Consider the following 16,481-nt stretch of genomic DNA (forward strand, 5'->3'; position numbering starts at 1 on the left):
GCTTGGCGCAGGTGCGACCCGGTGACGCGGTGCGGTTCCGGCGCGCCCCCAGGCCCTGACCGTCGCCTGCGGCACCATCGGAACATGAGGCCCACCCACCGCCCCGTCGAGGACGGGGTCGCGACCGACCTGGCCGGCGAGTCGACGTACGGCTCCTACCTGCGGCTCGACCTGCTGCTCGCGGCGCAGCAGCCGGTGACCGACCACCACGACGAGATGCTGTTCGTCGTCCAGCACCAGGTGACCGAGCTGTGGCTCAAGCAGCTGGTGCACGAGCTGCGCTCGGCGATCGCGCTGGTCGACGCCGACCAGCTCGCCCCGGCGCTGAAGCGGCTCGCGCGCGTGAAGGCGGTGCAGCGGCAGATGTTCGAGCAGTGCGGGGTGCTCGAGACGCTCACCCCCGTCGAGTACCTGCAGTTCCGCGACGCCCTCGGGCGGGCGTCGGGGTTCCAGTCGGCGCAGTACCGGACCGTGGAGTTCCTGCTGGGCAACAAGAACCCGGCGATGGTGAAGGTCTTCGACCACGAGCCCGTCACGCGCGACCAGCTCGCGGCCGACCTCGCCGCCCCGAGCCTGTACGACACCTTCCTGGCCTACCTCTCGCGCCACGGACACGCCGTGCCGCGCGAGGTGCTGGACCGCGACCTCACGCAGCCGTACGTGCCGCACCCGGACGTCGTGGAGGTCTTCCGCCGCGTGTACGCCGACCCCGAGACGCACTGGGAGGTCTACGAGACCTGCGAGGAGCTGGTCGACGTCGAGGAGGGGTTCCACCTCTGGCGCTTCCGCCACCTCAAGACCGTGCAGCGCATCATCGGCCACAAGCGCGGCACCGGCGGCTCCAGCGGCACCACGTTCCTGCAGCGCGCCCTGGAGCTCACGTTCTTCCCCGAGCTCCAGGACGTCCGCACCGCCCTCTGATCGCCCCCGGCGGTCAGAGGGGGGCGGCCGGCAAGGAGCTCAGCGTCGGAGCACCTTCCGCGCGGCTGCGTTGGCCGCGAACTGCCCGAGCTGCACGAGGACGACGACGACGGCGATCGCCGTCCAGGTCACCCACGGGTCGAACTGGCGGTAGCCGTAGGTCAGCGCGAAGTTGCCCAGCCCGCCGCCGCCCACGGTGCCGACGACGGCCGTCATGTCGACGACCGCGACGAAGGCGAACGCGTACCCGAGGATGAGCGGGCCGAACGCCTCGGGCAGCAGGACGGTGAGCACCACGCGCGTGCGGCTGGCGCCCATCGCCCGGGCGGCCTCGAGCACGCCGGGCGGCACGCTGACGAGGTTCTGCTCGACGATGCGGCCGATGCCGAACGCGGCGCCGAAGACGACGGCGATGATGGCCATCGTGTTGCCGATGCCCGTGCCGACCACGGCGCGCGCGATGGGCTGCAGGCCCACCGCGAGCAGGATGAACGGGATCGGTCGGAAGGTGTTGACGACGACGTTGAGCAGCACGTTGACCACGCGGTTCGGTGCGATCCCGCCGGCGCGGGTGACGTACAGGGTCGTTCCGATGAGGAGCCCGAGCAGCCCGCCGATCGTCAGGCCTCCCGCGACGAGGTAGAGGGTCTCCCACAGGGCGGTGAGCAGCTCGGAGCGGAGCTCGAGGACGCGGTCCATCACGCCACCTCCCGCGTCTCGACGAGCGCGGACACCGCGCCCACCGCCTCGTCGACGCGGGCCGGGTCGCCGCGCAGCTCGAGCGTGAGGTGCCCGAACGCCCGACCACGCACCTGCTCGACGCCGCCGTGGACGAGCTCGAACTCGACGTCGCGCCGTACGAGCTCGGCGAACACCGCGCTCTGGCTGACGCTCTCGTCGCGGAAGGACACCGTCACGAGACGGCCGTCGTGGCGTCGACGGATGGCCTCGACGGTGCGCTCGTCGGGCACGTCCTCGACGAGGGTGCGCACGAACCGCTGCGTGGCCGGGTGCTGCGGCCGCGAGAACACGCCGAACGCGTCGCCCTGCTCGACGACACGACCGGCCTCCATCACCACCACGCGATCGGCGATGGAGCGCACGACGTCCATCTCGTGGGTGATGACGAGGATCGTGACGCCGAGGTCGGCGTTGACGCGGCGCAGCAGGTTGAGCACGTCGACCGTGGTCTCCGGGTCGAGCGCGCTGGTGGCCTCGTCGGCGAGCAGGATGGCGGGTCGGGTGGCGAGCGCACGGGCGATGCCCACACGCTGCTTCTGCCCGCCCGACAGCTGCTCGACGTGGGTGTGCGCCTTGTCGGCGAGCCCGACGAAGGTCAGCAGCTCGACGATCCGCTGGTGTCGTTCCTCGCGCGGCACCCCTGCGACGACGAGCGGGTACTCGACGTTGCCGTAGACGGTGCGCGACGTGAACAGGTTGAACTGCTGGAAGATCATGCCGATGCCGCGGCGCACCTGCTGCAGCCTCCGTTCGGACAACCCGACGATCTCGGTGCCGTCGACGCGGATGGAGCCGGACGTGGCGGGCTCGAGCGCGTTGACGAGGCGCACGAGGGTCGACTTCCCGGCGCCGGAGTAGCCGACGATGCCGACGATCTCGCCGGCCTCGACGGACAGGTCGACCTCGCGCACGGCGTGCACCGGCTCGGCACCCTTGCGGGCCGGCGGGTACGTCTTCGTGACGTCCCGGATCTCGATGAGAGCCATCATTCCTCCTGCACGACGACGGGCCCCACGACGTCGCGTCGCGGGGCCCGTGCGTGGCTCACTTCTGGTCGGCGGTCTGCTGCTCGGTCTTCTTCAGCGCGGCGACGAGCTGGTCGACGGGCGTCTTCAGCAGCACGGCCGTGTCGCCCGAGACCTCCTGCACGCCGTCGGTCACGGCCTTCGTGTCCTGGTAGACCTCGACGAGCTTCTTGACCGACGGGTCGTCGGCCTCGTCCGCCCGTGCGGCGAAGACGTTGACGTAGGGCAGCGCGTTCGGGTCCGACGGGTCGTCCTGGGCGATCGCGTCGGAGAACGTCAGGCCGGCCTTCTCGACGAAGTCGTTGTTGACGATCGCGGCGGCGACGTCGTCGAGCGACGTGGCGGTCACGTTGGCGTCCAGGGCCGTCACCTTCACGCGCGAGGCGCTGGTGTCGACGTCGGCGAGGTCGGAGAAGATCGTGCCGCCGTCCTTGAGCTCGATGAGTCCGGCGGACTGCAGCACGAGCAGGCCGCGGGCCTGGTTGCTGGCGTCGTTCGGGACGGCCACGGTCGCGTCGTCGGGGATGTCGGCGACGTCGGTGTACTTCTTGGAGTACAGGCCGAGCGGGTAGATGGCCGTGGCGCCGACCGGCACGAGGTCCTGGTCGTTGGAGACGTTGTAGTCGGCGAGGTAGACGATGTGCTGGAACTGGTTGAGGTCCAGGTCGCCCTCGGCGACGGCCGGGTTCGGCTGCGCGTAGTCGGTGAAGTCGACGATGTCGACGTCGAGGCCGGCCTTCTTCGCGGCCTTCTCGTACTCGGCCCAGTAGGGGTCGCTGGCGCCGACGACGCCGATCCGCCAGGTCTTGGAGTCGTCGGCGGACTCGTCGGCACCGCCACGGGTGGCGAGGAAGATGACGACGGCGGCGACGACGACCGCGAGCGCGACGATGATGGCGACGAGACGGCCGCGACGCTTCGGGGCCTCGATGACGGGGGTGGGCTCGGACACGACGAGCTCCTTCCTGCGGGGTGACCGCACGGGGTGGGGGACGTGCCGCCGGGGTGGGGCGACCCGTGCACGCTACGGCGGGGTGCTGCACCGTCCGGACGGGTGACCAGCATGCGAGAACGGCACGGCGTCGGCGTCGCCGACTGGTAGCGGGCGGACTCAGGGGCGGTCGTCGTAGCTCCAGGCGACGTCGTCGCGCACCACCCGGGCGGGCGTGCCGGCAACGACGCTGTGGGCCGGCACCTTCTGTCCCCGGACCACCGCGCGCATGCCCACGACGGCACCGTCGCCGACGTCGGCGTGGCCCGTGACGACCGCGTCCTTGCACAGCCACACGTGGCGGCCGAGCCGGATGCTCGCGCCGAAGGGGTTGAGCCGCTCCCCTGTGGCGCGGTCCTCGAGCCGGTGCATGTCGTCGGTGGCCACGTAGACGTCGGCCGCCCACAGCTGCTCGGGCAGGGCCACCACGCTGCCACCGTTGCGCGCGTCAACGACCGCGCAGCGGGTGGCGACGAGGGGCCCGTGCAGCACGATGCTGGACCCGCCGCCGCAGTAGACCTCCCCGGCGGTGAGCTCGCAGCCCGCGTCGACGAAGACGGTGGCACCGTCGCCGCCGACGAGGAGCGACGCGATGCTGCGCAGCGCGGACCCGACGGCCACGACGACGTCGCGCACGGGGAACAGGGTCAGCTGCTCGAGCACCTTCGGGGGCAGCAGGGCACCGTCGGCCAGGTAGAGCGCGTTGTCGCAGTCGTGCCACCACGTCGGGACGCCGTCGCGCACCCGGGTCCAGGTCTGCGCGTCGACGGCGTCGACGTCGGCCCCGGCGGCGCGCAGGCGTTCGCGGTGCTCGGGGGCCAGACCCACGTTCGGTTCCACCCGAGCATCCTGCCAGGGCCTGGGCCCGTCACGGTGCGGGACGCTCCACCCGCTCGATCAGCTCGTGCGGCGCCTGCACGCAGTACGACTCGACGAGCAGCTCGCGCAGCTCGTCGAGGTCGGGCTCGTGCAGGGCGTCGTCGAGCACCAGGCCGACGACGTCGCCGCTGCGCCCGACCCGGAAGTACGGCGGGCCGAGGTGCTCGAACGCGGCCACCTCGTCCATCGGGGCACGGAACGTGATCCGGAGCAGGCCGTCCTCGCCCCCGAAGAGGTGCGCGACGTGGGCGCCACGCACGACCCAGCGGACGCCGGTCCAGGCGCGCTCGCGCCGCGCCTCGGGCAGCGGGTCGAGCACGCGCCCGACGCGCTCGAGCCAGACGTCGGGGACGGGTGCGCGAGCCACGTGCCCCACCCTGGCACGGGCCGCCGACATCCGGTCGCGGCACGAGACGCGAGAGGGCCCCGACCGGCGAACCGGTCGGGGCCCTCGTCGTCAGCGGCGAGGCGCAGGGCTCAGAAGCCCATGCCGCCCATGTCGCCCATGTCGGGGGCGCCACCACCGGCCGGAGCGGGCTCCGGCTTGTCGGCGACGACGGCCTCCGTCGTGAGGAACAGCGCCGCGATCGAGGCGGCGTTCTGCAGCGCGGAGCGCGTGACCTTAGCGGGGTCGATGATGCCCTCGCCGATGAGGTCGACGTACTCGCCCGTGGCGGCGTTGAGGCCGTGGCCCGGCTCGAAACCGGCGACCTTCTCCGCCACGACGCCGCCCTCGAGGCCGGCGTTGACGGCGATCTGCTTCAGCGGGGCCGACGCAGCGGTGCGCACGATGTTCGCACCGGTAGCCTCGTCACCCTCGAGCTGCAGCTTCTCGAACACGGCCGCGGTGGCCTGGACGAGCGCCACGCCACCACCGGCGACGATGCCCTCCTCGACGGCCGCCTTCGCGTTGCGCACGGCGTCCTCGATGCGGTGCTTGCGCTCCTTGAGCTCGACCTCGGTGGCCGCGCCGACCTTGATGACGGCCACGCCGCCGGCCAGCTTGGCGAGGCGCTCCTGCAGCTTCTCGCGGTCGTAGTCGGAGTCGCTGTTCTCGATCTCCGCACGGATCTGGTTGACCCGGCCGGCGATCTGGTCCTGCGAGCCGCCGCCCTCGACGATGGTCGTCTCGTCCTTGGTCGTGACGACCTTGCGCGCGGTGCCGAGCAGCGAGATGTCGGCGTTCTCGAGCTTGAGGCCGACCTCCTCGCTGATGACCTCGCCGCCGGTGAGGATGGCGATGTCGGCCAGCATGGCCTTGCGGCGGTCACCGAAGCCGGGGGCCTTGATGGCGACCGACTTGAAGGTGCCGCGCATCTTGTTGACGATCAGGGTGGCCAGCGCCTCGCCCTCGACGTCCTCGGCGATGATCGCGAGCGGCTTGCCCGACTGCATGACCTTCTCGAGCACCGGGACGAAGTCCTTGACCGAGCTGATCTTGCTGTTGACGATGAGGATGTAGGGGTCCTCGAGGACCGTCTCCATGCGCTCGGGGTCGGTGACGAAGTAGCCCGACAGGTGACCCTTGTCGAAGCGCATGCCCTCGGTGAGCTCGAGGTCGAGGCCGAACGTGTTCGACTCCTCGACCGTGATGACGCCCTCCTTGCCGACCTTGTCCATGGCCTCGGCGATGATCTCGCCGACCGTGGTGTCGGCGGCCGAGATGGACGCGGTGGAGGCGATCTGCTCCTTGGTCTCGACGTCCTTGGCCATGCCGAGCAGCTGGCTGCTGATGGCCTCGACGGCGGTCTCGATGCCCTTCTTCAGGCCCATCGGGTTGGCGCCGGCGGCCACGTTGCGCAGACCCTCGCGCACGAGCGCCTGGGCCAGGACGGTGGCCGTCGTGGTGCCGTCGCCGGCGACGTCGTCGGTCTTCTTGGCGACCTCCTTGACGAGCTCGGCGCCGATCTTCTCGTAGGGGTCCTCGAGCTCGATCTCCTTGGCGATGGACACACCGTCGTTGGTGATCGTGGGGGCGCCCCACTTCTTCTCCAGCACGACGTTGCGGCCCTTGGGGCCGAGCGTCACCTTGACGGCGTCGGCAAGCTGGTTCATGCCGCGCTCGAGGCCGCGGCGGGCCTCCTCGTTGAACGCAATGGACTTGGCCATGTGGAACTCTCCGGTTCGACGTGGTTCGGGTGTGACCGGTCGGTGCCCGCGACGGACGAGCCAGGACGCGCGACGATCCCTTCCCGCCGCCGTCCCGACCCTCACCGGGCCGGTCGGATGTCTAGCACTCTCACTATAGGAGTGCTAACCCAGGACTGGCAATCGGGTGGGGAGAGTGCCAGTTGCGGCGACGTCGCGACGCTAGTCGTCGTCGCCGATGACGAGGCGGGGGAGGCGGTCGCGCCAAGGGCGGCGGGGCGACGGCGACGCGTCGACGTCGAGCAGGGGCGGCGCGGCCGACGGGTCGGGGCGGGGGTCGGGGTCGGCCTCCTGCGCCGCGGCCCGGCGGTCCTGGCGGGCGATCCAGAGGACGGTCAGGACGATGCCCACCACGGGGACGAACGCCGGGATGGCGAGGACCGCCACGGGGTGCGCCGACAGCTCCCCGACCGCTGCGGCACCCGTTCCCATCGCACCAGTCTACGAGCGGCGGCCCGAGGACGGGCTCAGACCGAGAGCAGCAGGTAGATGCCCGTGAAGGTGTAGCCGACCATGAGCACGAGCATCGCGAGCTGGCCGGTGAGGCGGTGCGCGCGCGGCAGCACCTCGAGGGCCTTGTCGTGCGCCGCGACCACCGCCACCACGTGCCCGGCGACGACGAATCCGACCTTGTAGACCGCGAGGAGGTCGGGGTGCTCGGACAGGACGTACGACACCGTGAGCCCGTCGCCCGTGCCGAGCAGCTGCAGCAGGCCGATCACCACGCCCTGACCGCGCTCGACGAGGTAGGTCAGGTAGTGCGCGAAGACGTAGCCGACGACGATCGGCACCAGCGAGTGCGCCATCAGCCCCGGCAGCGCTCGGCGCTGGGCCGACGTCACCCCTCCCGTAGCCACCGAGGCGGCCACGAACGCCACCGCCACCACCACGCAGAACAGCAGCAGCACGAGCGACGTGGTGAGCGTGGAGTGCGCCGCCGACTGCCAGGCCTGCGACGCGGAGAAGCTGTCGAACGCCGTCGACCCGAGGAGCACCGACACCGCCGCGACGATCCCGGGCGCCACGGGCAGCAGCGGGAGCGAGCGCAGCGGGTTGTGCGGCGCGAAGCGCCGGTCGCGCACCAGCGGCGCGAGCCGCGCCACCACGGCGCTGTACACGTCGAACGGGTCGGCACGGTCGAACCAGCGCGGCCCGAACACGACGCCACCCGCCACCGTCACGACGACGTAGACCGCCACCCACGTGCGCACCGCGTCGACGGAGCCGGCGTCGGGAGAGGCGAGCTCGAGCCACACGAACGCGAACAGCCCGGCCGCCGCAGGCCAGTAGCCCCACGCCGGGCGGTAGACCACGAACCCGTCGGGACGACCCGTGAGCCGACCCACCAGCCACTGGACCGAGCGCCACGGCGACAGGTCCTTCCACACGTGCCCCGCCAGCAGCGCGAGCGGCACCAGCCCCACCCACACGAGGACGTAGAACGCCCCGATGCCCGGGTTCGACGCGTCGTCGGGTCCCAGGAAGAGCGCGCCCAGGAACCACGCGGCCAGCAGCAGACCCACGACCGCCAACCACGGTCGACGTCGCGGCTCGTCAGCCCCGCCGGGCTGCTCCGCCGCAGGCTGGAGCCGCGGCTCCTTCCAGGCGAACGCGAGCACGGCGAAGGAGATCGTCAGGGCCCAGCTCGCGCCCACGACGGCGTACAGGAACGGCACGGGCAGGTCGGTCGAGCCGCCCACGCCGTGCTGCGGCAGCAGGTCGAGCACGGTCAGGGCCGGACGACGAGCTGGACGATGGTCGCGTGGGTCTCGTGCGACTCCACCGCCACCTGGCCCGGACGATCGAGGGTGAACGTGCGCGACACCGTCTCACCCGGCTGGACGTCGATGCTCACCTCCGGGTCGGAGTGCACGTGCACCTCGTCAGCCACCTCGGCCGTCACGGTCAGCGTGACCGGCTCGCCGACCTTCACCTTCACCCGCTTGCCGCGGGGCTGCGGTCCGTCGGCGGTGAGCCTCACCTCCACCGTCACGCCCTCGGAGTCCGGCGTCGCGCTCGTCGGGGGTGTGCCGGACGCCGTCGCGGTGGCGGTCGCCGACGGGGTCGACGACGTCGACGCGTCGGGGACGTCCTCCCCCGCGCCGCAGCCGGCGAGCAGCAGGGCCCCGAGCACGCACCCGGCCCACGTGGTCCTCATCGATCTCTCCTGTCGTCGTCGGTCTCGTCGGGGGCATCGTCGTCGGGGCGGAACGCACGCTCGATCAGCTCACGCTCCTCGGCCTCGTCCCGACGGTCCTTGCGGGCGATGTGGAGCACGACGGCCACGACCACGATGGCCGGCACGAAGGCCGGGATCGCGACGAGGGCCGCGTGGTGCGCCCACAGCACCTCCCCGGGCGTCACGCCCGGCCGGCCCCGCTGCCCTCGTCGACGCCGTCGCCGCCACCGGGTCCGGACTCGAGCTCCTCGCGGCGCCGCCGACCCTCGCGGGCGATCGCGCCGGAGACCCGGGCCACGGCCACGCTGATGCCCGCCAGGATGGCCAGGCTGCAGACGAGGACCACGAGGTTCGCAGCACCCCAGAGCCAGGGCGACGTGTCGAGCTCGCGCTCACGCTGCAGGATCGTGATCTCCGGGACGAAGTCGCGCGTCATCTCGGCCTCGGCCGGCACCTCCTCCGCACCCAGCGCCTCGTCGGCGGGCAGGAAGATGGGGGCCGCGGTGAGCATGCGTCCGTCCTGGACGCGCAGGAGCGTCTTCCAGCTGCCGCCGATCGGGACCGGGCTCGTGGTCTCCCACGAGTCGGGCCCGGTGCGACGCAGCTGCTGCGTGACCACGCCCGCGCCGCCGCCCTGCCAGGCGGTGATCTGCACCCAGGTCGGGTGCGCGTCGATGAGACCCTCGGTGGTGGTGGCCTGCACCATGACCTCGGGCTCGTCCTCCGTGCCGACCTGCTGCACCGTGAACCGCACCTGCGCGTCGTCGGGGACCGTGGCGTTCAGGCCGTTGGCGACGGCCAACGACGTGACGAGGATCGACCCGACCACGATCGAGCGGCCCACCCAGCGGTTGACGGGGAGCCGACCGTCGAGACCCACGGCGAACAGCGCACCGCACAGTCCCGCCCCGACGGCGACCGGGACGACGGTGACCAGGCTCTCCAGCCAGATGTCCTGGGGCCACGGGAACTGGAAGACGGCGTCGTTCCAGAACTTCTCGATGACGGACCCGACGGTGCCGATGAGGAGGCCACCGACCGCGCCGAAGACGAGCGGCCGCTCCTTGAGCCTGCTGAGCGCCAGCAGCTCGATGAGCAGGGCGCTGCCCAGGTAGAGCGGGAAGACGTGGTTCGCCTGGCCGAACACGTCGCCGACGATGAAGGAGACCACGCCGCGCACGATGACGAAGAAGAACGCGGCGAACAGGGCAGCGCCGGGTCCGGCGTACAGACGGGCGGCCACCAGCGTGAGCGCGGCCGCCGCGGCGATCATCAGCGGCGCGAACACCATGCGGAACTGCGCGATGCCGAAGTCGAACTCGGCCTGGAACACCGACAGGCCGATGAGCAGACCACCGAACGCCATCGAGAGGGTCAGCTTGTGCAGCGTGCGGGCGCTGTGGTTGTCGGCCGAGCGCTTCCACTCCTCGGAGAACTCCGCCTCGCGGTGCAGCAGGATGATGCCCGCCGTGGACAGACCCGCACCGCCGATGAGCATGAGGTGCGTCGGGCCCCAGAGCGTGACGTCCTGGCCGAAGAGCCGGTGCCAGACGTCGTCGAGCGGGAAGCCGATGAGGGCGTAGAAGCCGCAGGCCGCGATGAAGATGCCGGCCACCGGCGCGTACCAGCGGCGGGTGATCCGCACCGACGCGATGCCGGGCTTCTGGCCGTCGCGCGGGAACACGACCGCGCTCATGCCGGCGACGAAGAGGGCGAACAGGCCGTAGAGGATCAGGTAGTGCGCGGGGTTCGCGAGCGGTCCCTCGTCGCGACCTCGCCCGGCGTGCAGGCTGACGTCCCAGAGGAAGCCGAGGAGGGCCACGACGAGCGAGCTGGCGACGAACAGGGCCGGGATCGACGCCCAGCCGGGCTCACCGGTGCGCGCGTGCAGCGCGTCGCCGAGACGCTGGAACCACTCGATGCGGTGGGTGCGGTGGGCCCAGGCGACGTAGACGAGGACCGCGGTGACGACGGCGGCGCCGACGCTGAGGCCGAGCACCTGGTCGAGGGCGGCCCCGCCGACCGAGGAGGGCTCGGCGGCGCGGAGGGATGCGGGGAACATTCCGGGAGTATGTCAGCGGCCATGTGACACCGCAAGTGTCGGATACGGCCGCCCGCGAGGGCCCCGACGGCGCGCCCCACGGTCACGCCGACGTCGTCCGGATCAGTGCCCGACGACCTCGTGCGCCTCGCGGCCCTTCGGCCCGTCGACGACCTCGAGCTCGACGGACTGGCCGTCGTCGAGCGTCTTGTACCCGTCGGACTTGATGCGCGACCAGTGGACGAACACGTCGCCCTGGCCCTCCACCTCGATGAAGCCGTAGCCCTTCGCGGCGTTGAACCACTTGACGGTGCCCTGCACCATGACGCACTCCCACCTGACGGCGATCGACCACCGGACCGGCCCGGTCCGGCACCGAGCCTATACGCGTCGGACGAACGGCAGAAGGGTGCGGTTCACCCGCCGGACACCCCCCGACGCCCCAGGGTTCGGACCCCCGTGCCCCTGGGGGGACCCGGACTCCACCCCGGGAGACGTCGCGCGACCAGGACGGGCGTGCTTGGCTGGACGCAGACCACCCGTCATGAGAAGAGGACCCATGAGCGCGTACCCCGGCTGGCCCGACGACCAGGAGAACCCCGGCACCACGTCCGGCAGCGCCGCGACGCCCGACACGGCTCGTGGTGAGCGCCGGGACGCTGGGCTTCGTCGCCTCGCTCGTCATCTACCTCATGTACAAGGACAAGGGCGAGTTCGCGCGACGTCAGGCCGCCAACTCCCTGAACATCCAGATCACGACGCTGATCTACCTCGTGATCTCGGCCCTGCTGATGCTGGTCCTCATCGGCTTCGTCCTGTACCCGCTGGTGATCGTCGTCGCCGTCGTGCTGCACGTCCTCGGCGCCGTCCGCTCCAGCAACGGCGTCTGGTGGAACCCGCCGCTGACGCCGCGGTTCGTCCGCTGAGCCCGCCGCCGATCCCGATGGTCGAGTAGCCGTCCCGGCGACGAAGGAGCGCGGGAAGGCGTATCGAGACCACCCGGCAACGGCTGGACGCCGACCACGGAGCCATGACGACAAGCGACCACCGCTGGTCGAGTAGCTGGTCCGGCGACGAAGGAGCGCGGACCGGCGTATCGAGACCACCCGGCAACGGCTCGTGCGCGGCTGGGTCTGCACACCCACCAGGTCTCGATCTCCCGCGCGGCCACGCCCTGGGTGCGCGGGCTCCAGGCGGGGCGCCTTCGGCGCGCACTACTCGTCCGTCGCGGCTACGCCCTTCCTGCGACGGCTCCACTCGCCCGACCCGCTCCCGCCCCCGCAAGCGGGGGTGCCCCCAGCTGCGCTCGGTCGGGGTCAGGCGCCCCCAGCGACGGCGGGGATGATGCTGACCTGGCTGCCGTCCTTCACGGGCGTGTCCAGACCCTGCGCGAAGCGGACGTCCTCCTCGGCGACGTAGACGTTGACGAAGCGACGCAGCTTGCCGTCCTCGTCGACGATGCGCGCCTTGATGCCGGGGTGGTTCGACTCGAGGGAGTCGAGCACCTCCGTCAGCGTGGCGCCCTCGGCCGAGACCGAGGAGGAGTCGCCGGTGTAGCTGCGCAGGATGGTGGGGATGCGGACGGACACGGACACAGTGGTCTCCTGGATTCGATGAGGGCTGGGCGGACGGGGCTCAGGCGAGGCCGGAGGCCACGAACGCGTCGTAGGTGGGAGCGATGGTCGCGGCCGGTCCGACCGAGCCCGACACCGCGTCGAGGGTCTTCAGGCCGTGACCGGTGTTGATGAAGACCGTCTCGAGGTCCGGGTCGAGCGCGCCCGTGGCCACGAGCTTCTTGAGCGTGGCGAGCGTGGTGCCGCCGGCCGTCTCCGTGAAGATGCCCTCGGTGCGGGCGAGCAGCACGATCGCCTCGCGGATCTCGTCGTCGCTGACCTGCTCGACGGCGCCGCCGGTCGAGCGCGTCACGTCGAGCACGTAGATGCCGTCGGCGGGGTTGCCGATGGCCAGCGACTTCGCGATCGTGTCGGGCTTGACCGGACGGATAGCGTCGTGGCCCTCGGCGAACGCCGTGGCCACCGGGTTGCAGCCCTCGGCCTGGGCGCCGAAGACCTTGTAGGGCTTGTCCTCGACGAGCCCCAGCGTGATCAGCTCCTGGAACGCCTTGTGCACCTTCGTGAGCTGCGAGCCCGACGCCACGGGGATGACGATCTGGTCGGGCAGGCGCCAGCCCAGCTGCTCGGCGATCTCGTAGCCGAGCGTCTTGGAGCCCTCCGCGTAGAACGGACGCACGTTGACGTTGACGAACGCCCAGCCGTCCTCCTCGCCGGCGATCTCGCTGGCGAGCTTGTTGACGTCGTCGTAGTTGCCCTCGACGGCCACCAGGTTGTCGGTGAAGACGGCCGAGTTGACCTGCTTCGGCGTCTCGAGGTTGCTCGGGATGAAGACCACCGTGCGGATGCCGGCGCGGGCACCCGCCGCGGCCACGGCGTTGGCCAGGTTGCCGGTCGAGGGGCAGGCGAAGACCTTGGCGCCGAGCTCGGTGGCGGCGCTCAGCGCACAGGCGACGACGCGGTCCTTGAAGGAGTTGGTGGGGTTCGTGCTGTCGTCCTTCACCCACAGCCGCGCGATGCCGAGCTCGTCGGCGAGGTTGCGGGCCTCGAGCAGGCGCGTGAAGCCGGGCTCGGTGTTGGGGCTGGACTCGATGTCCTCGGGGACCGGCAGGAGGGCCTTGTAGCGCCAGATGTTGCGCGGGCCGGCCTCGATCTGCTCGCGGGTGACCGTGCCGAAGTCGTAGGCGACCTCGAGCGGGCCGAAGCAGTCGTGGCACGCGTAGTGCGGGCCGAGCTCGCGCGTCGCGCCGCACTCGCGACAGACGAGGCCCGTCGCGGAGCCGAAGGCGCCGTCTCGGAGCGAGCCGCGGACGTCCACCTCGGCGTCGTCGGCGGAGCCGGACGTGCCTGCGGCGGTGGGGGTGGGGGCGGTGATGCTCACGAGAACCTCCTGGTCATCTTTCCCGACCACGGTGGTCGGGACGGAATGAGCACCTGGCTCCCGCGTCCGGGGCGGACGTGCGGAGCTGGTTGCTGGGGCGTCGTCGGGCCGTGTCCCTGAACCCCTCTGGATGAGCGAGACCAGCCTAGGCAGGCGTCTCACCATGTGTCCACTCGGTCCGGATGACGAGATCGCGCGTCCGCGGGTCGAGCACCGGAGGGCGGGTGTCCACAGCCCGAGCGTGGCACGCCGGGCCCGCGGGCGCGCGTCCACAGCAGCTGGGTCCGCGGACCGCGGACCGCCGCGAGCGGCCATGTCCTGAGCGGCGTCGGACCGACCGGCGTCGTCGATCCGGAGGTCACCGTGCCCGTTCCCCCCGTCCCCGCCCTGCTCGCCGCCCTCGCGGCCCCCTTCCTGTTCAGCCCCGCCCTGCCCGGCGCCCCGTCCAGCCCGGGTGCGCCGTCGGCCGGCGACGCCGCGCCGCCCTGGCCCGGCAGCACGATCGTCGCCGTGGAGGGCGACGCCCGGTACGGGTTCTCGGTCACGCGGCTCGACGGCAGCGTCGAGCACCCGCCGACGCTCTCGGAGGCGACGGCGGAGTGCGAGGAGCACGACGACCCGACGGACGTCGCCGTGTGCGTGGCGCGGGTCGAGACGCGCTACGCCGGCCTCGACGACGTCCGGCTGAGCCTGGGGTGGGCGCAACGGACCGGAGGGAGTGCCACGGTCGGCTGAGACCGACCGTCAGCAGCCGGGCGAACGTCGACGGCGGCACCACCGCGTGCGCGCGGGTCGGTACCCGCCGTCGACGAGCCCGGCCATCCGCTCGAACGGGTTCCACGACGCGGTGTCGCGGGTGGCGACCCACGAGACCGCGGCGGCGAGCAGGTACAGCGGCAGGAACACCGGCCCCAGCAGCCAGGCGTACTGCGTGACGTGGCGGTCCTCGTGACGCACCAGCGCCGGTCGCGCCCGCAGCCAGGCGACGTCGCGCGGCGTGAGCACGACCGACCCGACGGTCGTCGCGTCGACACCGGCGCGCCGCCAGCGCCACCCGGTGGCGACCAGCACACCCCGACCGATGGGGTGCAGGCTCGCCCCGCCGGCGCGTGCCGCCAGCAGCCCGACCGGCGTGCTGAGGTTCGCCCAGTTCACGACCGTGCGCACGCGTGTCCAGCGCGTGTGCGTGCCACGACCCACCCACGAGCCGTCGGCGGCGCCGTGGATGCTCACGCGTCGAGCGCGTCCGCCCAGGCGGTCAGCCACGCGGCCACCGCGTCGGGGCCGTCGAGCACGACGTCGGACCGGCCGACGAGCGCGTCCTGCTCCCCCGAAGCCGACGCGACGAGCACCCCCTCGCCCCCGTCGGTGCGCAGCTGGTCGACGGCGTCGTAGGCGGGCAGGTCGCCCAGGTCGTCGCCGGCGTAGACGACCCGGCGCAGTCCCGTCTCCGCGAGCAGGCCGCGCAGCGCCACGCCCTTGTCGGTCGCGTGCCCGCGCAGCTCGAGCACCTGACGACCTGGCTCGACCTCGAGGTCGAGCTCGTGGGCCAGGGCGCGCAGAGGGGCATCGAGCGCGTGGATGAGACCGGCGTCGATGCCGCGCGTGTGGACGGCGACGGCGAGCCCCTTGTCCTCGATCCGCACGTGCGCGGCGTCGTGCGCGGCGAGCCAGGCGGGCAGCACCTCCGCGAGCCGGGCCACCGACGCCGGGCGGTCGGGCCGCAGGTGCGTGCCGGTGGCCGCGTCCCACCGCTCGGCGCCGTACTGCCCGCACACGACGAGGTGCTCGAGGCCGCGCATGCCGGAGAAGCCGCTCAGCGCGAGCGCCTGGTCGACCGGGCGACCGGTGATGATCGCGACCTGGCCCAGCACGTGGCCCAGCCGCGCGACCGCCGACACCGCGTCGGGGTGCGCGAACGCCTGTGTCGGGTCGTCGACGACGTGCGCGAGCGTGCCGTCGAAGTCGAGGCCGAGGAGGATGCGCTCGGGCTCGACGAGCAGGGAGGCCGGGACGTCGGACGTCGTCAGGGGATCTGCCGCAGGCACCCCAGCATCATGACACTGCGACGGGGCCGCACGGGTCGTGACCTGGGGTCAGGTGACGGGCGCCACGACGATGAGCGTGAGGCGCTGCCGGTTGATGCCGGCGGGTGCCGGGGCGACCGCCGAGACGCCCAGGTCGGCGGCGAGCTGCCGCGCCTCGGCCTCGCGTCCGGCCGGGTAGTAGACGGTGCTGGCCGGCACGTAGCCGCGCCAGTTGCCGACACCCGCGAGCGTCCAACCACGCGCGGTGACGGTGGCGCCGGCGCCCTCCAGGGCCTCGGTGTCCGCCGGGGCGACACCGTCTCCTTCCTCGACAAGAACCACCCCGCGTGCGTGGAGCTCAGCCTGGCCGCGGGGTCGCTCGGTGCGGCCAACGCCATCATCAACTTCCGACTGGCCGGCGACGAGATCGACTACGCGGTCAACGACGCCGGCGCGAAGGTGCTGGTGGTCGGCACCGAGCTGATGCCCACGATCGAGGCGATCCGCGACCGGCTCACCACCGTCGAGCACGTCATCGAGGTGACCCCCGAGGGCGGCGAGGGCGACGCCTATGAGC

At 72.0% G+C, this 16,481-nt stretch carries 20 protein-coding genes, 1 pseudogene and 1 riboswitch; of the genes and pseudogenes, 4 read left to right on the plus strand and 17 right to left on the minus strand.

Going from position 1 to position 16,481, the window contains the following annotated elements; genetic code table 11:
- Window positions 1–84: 84 nt before the first annotated feature.
- Entirely contained in the window at window positions 85–921 is an 837-nt protein-coding gene (locus A6Q79_RS06210) for a tryptophan 2,3-dioxygenase (protein ID WP_286690408.1), read from the plus strand.
- A gap of 39 nt (window positions 922–960) precedes the next feature.
- Here A6Q79_RS06210 and A6Q79_RS06215 read toward each other — a convergent pair whose 3' ends face one another.
- From A6Q79_RS06215 to A6Q79_RS06270, 12 genes are all read right to left on the minus strand, one after another.
- A complete protein-coding gene (locus tag A6Q79_RS06215) occupies window positions 961–1,620 on the minus strand; it encodes a methionine ABC transporter permease (protein ID WP_286690407.1) in 660 nt (219 codons plus the stop codon).
- A complete protein-coding gene (locus A6Q79_RS06220; protein ID WP_286690406.1) occupies window positions 1,620–2,648 on the minus strand; it encodes a methionine ABC transporter ATP-binding protein in 1,029 nt (342 codons plus the stop codon). The genes A6Q79_RS06215 and A6Q79_RS06220 overlap by 1 nt, the downstream gene beginning before the upstream one ends.
- Window positions 2,649–2,706: 58 nt before the next feature.
- Window positions 2,707–3,639, minus strand: coding sequence for a MetQ/NlpA family ABC transporter substrate-binding protein (locus A6Q79_RS06225; protein WP_067854156.1), 933 nt, complete (start codon window positions 3,637–3,639; stop codon window positions 2,707–2,709).
- Window positions 3,640–3,798: 159 nt separating this feature from the next.
- Entirely contained in the window at window positions 3,799–4,518 is a 720-nt protein-coding gene (locus tag A6Q79_RS06230; protein ID WP_067854154.1) for a hypothetical protein, read from the minus strand.
- A gap of 28 nt (window positions 4,519–4,546) precedes the next feature.
- Window positions 4,547–4,924, minus strand: coding sequence for an MmcQ/YjbR family DNA-binding protein (locus A6Q79_RS06235; protein WP_286690405.1), 378 nt, complete (start codon window positions 4,922–4,924; stop codon window positions 4,547–4,549).
- Window positions 4,925–5,034: 110 nt separating this feature from the next.
- Entirely contained in the window at window positions 5,035–6,666 is a 1,632-nt protein-coding gene (groL, locus tag A6Q79_RS06240; RefSeq protein ID WP_317697158.1) for a chaperonin GroEL, read from the minus strand.
- A 201-nt stretch (window positions 6,667–6,867) separates the two neighbouring features.
- Window positions 6,868–7,137 (minus strand): hypothetical protein, encoded by a 270-nt coding sequence (locus tag A6Q79_RS06245; protein WP_067854147.1) that lies wholly within the window; start codon window positions 7,135–7,137, stop codon window positions 6,868–6,870.
- 35 nt (window positions 7,138–7,172) lie between these two features.
- Entirely contained in the window at window positions 7,173–8,432 is a 1,260-nt protein-coding gene (locus A6Q79_RS06250; protein WP_286690884.1) for a hypothetical protein, read from the minus strand.
- Between the two features lie 2 nt (window positions 8,433–8,434).
- The gene (locus tag A6Q79_RS06255) at window positions 8,435–8,863 is read right to left on the minus strand and encodes a hypothetical protein (protein WP_067854141.1); all 429 of its coding nucleotides are present in this window, start codon (window positions 8,861–8,863) and stop codon (window positions 8,435–8,437) included.
- Window positions 8,860–9,069, minus strand: coding sequence for a hypothetical protein (locus A6Q79_RS06260; protein ID WP_067854138.1), 210 nt, complete (start codon window positions 9,067–9,069; stop codon window positions 8,860–8,862). Before A6Q79_RS06260 ends, A6Q79_RS06255 begins: the two co-directional genes overlap by 4 nt.
- A complete protein-coding gene (locus A6Q79_RS06265) occupies window positions 9,066–10,946 on the minus strand; it encodes a hypothetical protein (protein ID WP_286690883.1) in 1,881 nt (626 codons plus the stop codon). Before A6Q79_RS06265 ends, A6Q79_RS06260 begins: the two co-directional genes overlap by 4 nt.
- 102 nt (window positions 10,947–11,048) lie before the next feature.
- Window positions 11,049–11,249: a cold shock domain-containing protein gene (locus A6Q79_RS06270; RefSeq protein WP_067854132.1), complete on the minus strand. Its 201-nt coding sequence runs from the start codon at window positions 11,247–11,249 to the stop codon at window positions 11,049–11,051.
- A 320-nt stretch (window positions 11,250–11,569) separates the two neighbouring features.
- Here A6Q79_RS06270 and A6Q79_RS06275 point away from each other — a divergent pair, with 320 nt between their 5' ends.
- Entirely contained in the window at window positions 11,570–11,851 is a 282-nt protein-coding gene (locus A6Q79_RS06275; RefSeq protein ID WP_317697162.1) for a DUF4870 domain-containing protein, read from the plus strand.
- A gap of 390 nt (window positions 11,852–12,241) precedes the next feature.
- Here A6Q79_RS06275 and A6Q79_RS06280 read toward each other — a convergent pair whose 3' ends face one another.
- Both A6Q79_RS06280 and thrC read right to left on the minus strand, forming a co-directional pair.
- Window positions 12,242–12,520 (minus strand): ubiquitin-like small modifier protein 1, encoded by a 279-nt coding sequence (locus A6Q79_RS06280; RefSeq protein WP_067854124.1) that lies wholly within the window; start codon window positions 12,518–12,520, stop codon window positions 12,242–12,244.
- A gap of 40 nt (window positions 12,521–12,560) precedes the next feature.
- On the minus strand, window positions 12,561–13,814 hold the full coding sequence (gene thrC, locus A6Q79_RS06285) for a threonine synthase (RefSeq protein WP_067861222.1): 1,254 nt from the start codon (window positions 13,812–13,814) through the stop codon (window positions 12,561–12,563).
- Between the two features lie 73 nt (window positions 13,815–13,887).
- Window positions 13,888–14,014, minus strand: a riboswitch (SAM riboswitch).
- A gap of 226 nt (window positions 14,015–14,240) precedes the next feature.
- Between thrC and A6Q79_RS06290 the strand changes: the two genes are divergently transcribed.
- On the plus strand, window positions 14,241–14,612 hold the full coding sequence (locus A6Q79_RS06290; protein WP_286690881.1) for a hypothetical protein: 372 nt from the start codon (window positions 14,241–14,243) through the stop codon (window positions 14,610–14,612).
- A 9-nt stretch (window positions 14,613–14,621) separates the two neighbouring features.
- Here A6Q79_RS06290 and A6Q79_RS06295 read toward each other — a convergent pair whose 3' ends face one another.
- The 3 genes from A6Q79_RS06295 to A6Q79_RS06305 are packed head-to-tail and all read right to left on the minus strand — an operon-like array spanning window position 14,622 to window position 16,246.
- Window positions 14,622–15,110 carry a hypothetical protein gene (locus A6Q79_RS06295; RefSeq protein WP_317697165.1) on the minus strand — a complete coding sequence of 163 codons (489 nt, stop codon included), beginning with the start codon at window positions 15,108–15,110 and terminating at the stop codon, window positions 14,622–14,624.
- Window positions 15,107–15,925: a trehalose-phosphatase gene (gene otsB / locus A6Q79_RS06300; protein ID WP_067854117.1), complete on the minus strand. Its 819-nt coding sequence runs from the start codon at window positions 15,923–15,925 to the stop codon at window positions 15,107–15,109. The genes A6Q79_RS06295 and otsB overlap by 4 nt, the downstream gene beginning before the upstream one ends.
- Window positions 15,926–15,973: 48 nt before the next feature.
- Window positions 15,974–16,246 (minus strand): LytR C-terminal domain-containing protein, encoded by a 273-nt coding sequence (locus A6Q79_RS06305; protein ID WP_317697168.1) that lies wholly within the window; start codon window positions 16,244–16,246, stop codon window positions 15,974–15,976.
- Here A6Q79_RS06305 and A6Q79_RS06310 point away from each other — a divergent pair.
- Window positions 16,241–16,481 (plus strand): annotated as a pseudogene (locus A6Q79_RS06310) (hypothetical protein); the annotation flags it as partial. The gene A6Q79_RS06305 and the pseudogene A6Q79_RS06310 sit on opposite strands and share 6 nt — an antisense overlap.

Source organism: Aeromicrobium sp. REDSEA-S32_B7, assembly GCF_001626145.1.
In the GTDB taxonomy this organism is placed as follows: domain Bacteria; phylum Actinomycetota; class Actinomycetes; order Propionibacteriales; family Nocardioidaceae; genus Aeromicrobium; species Aeromicrobium erythreum.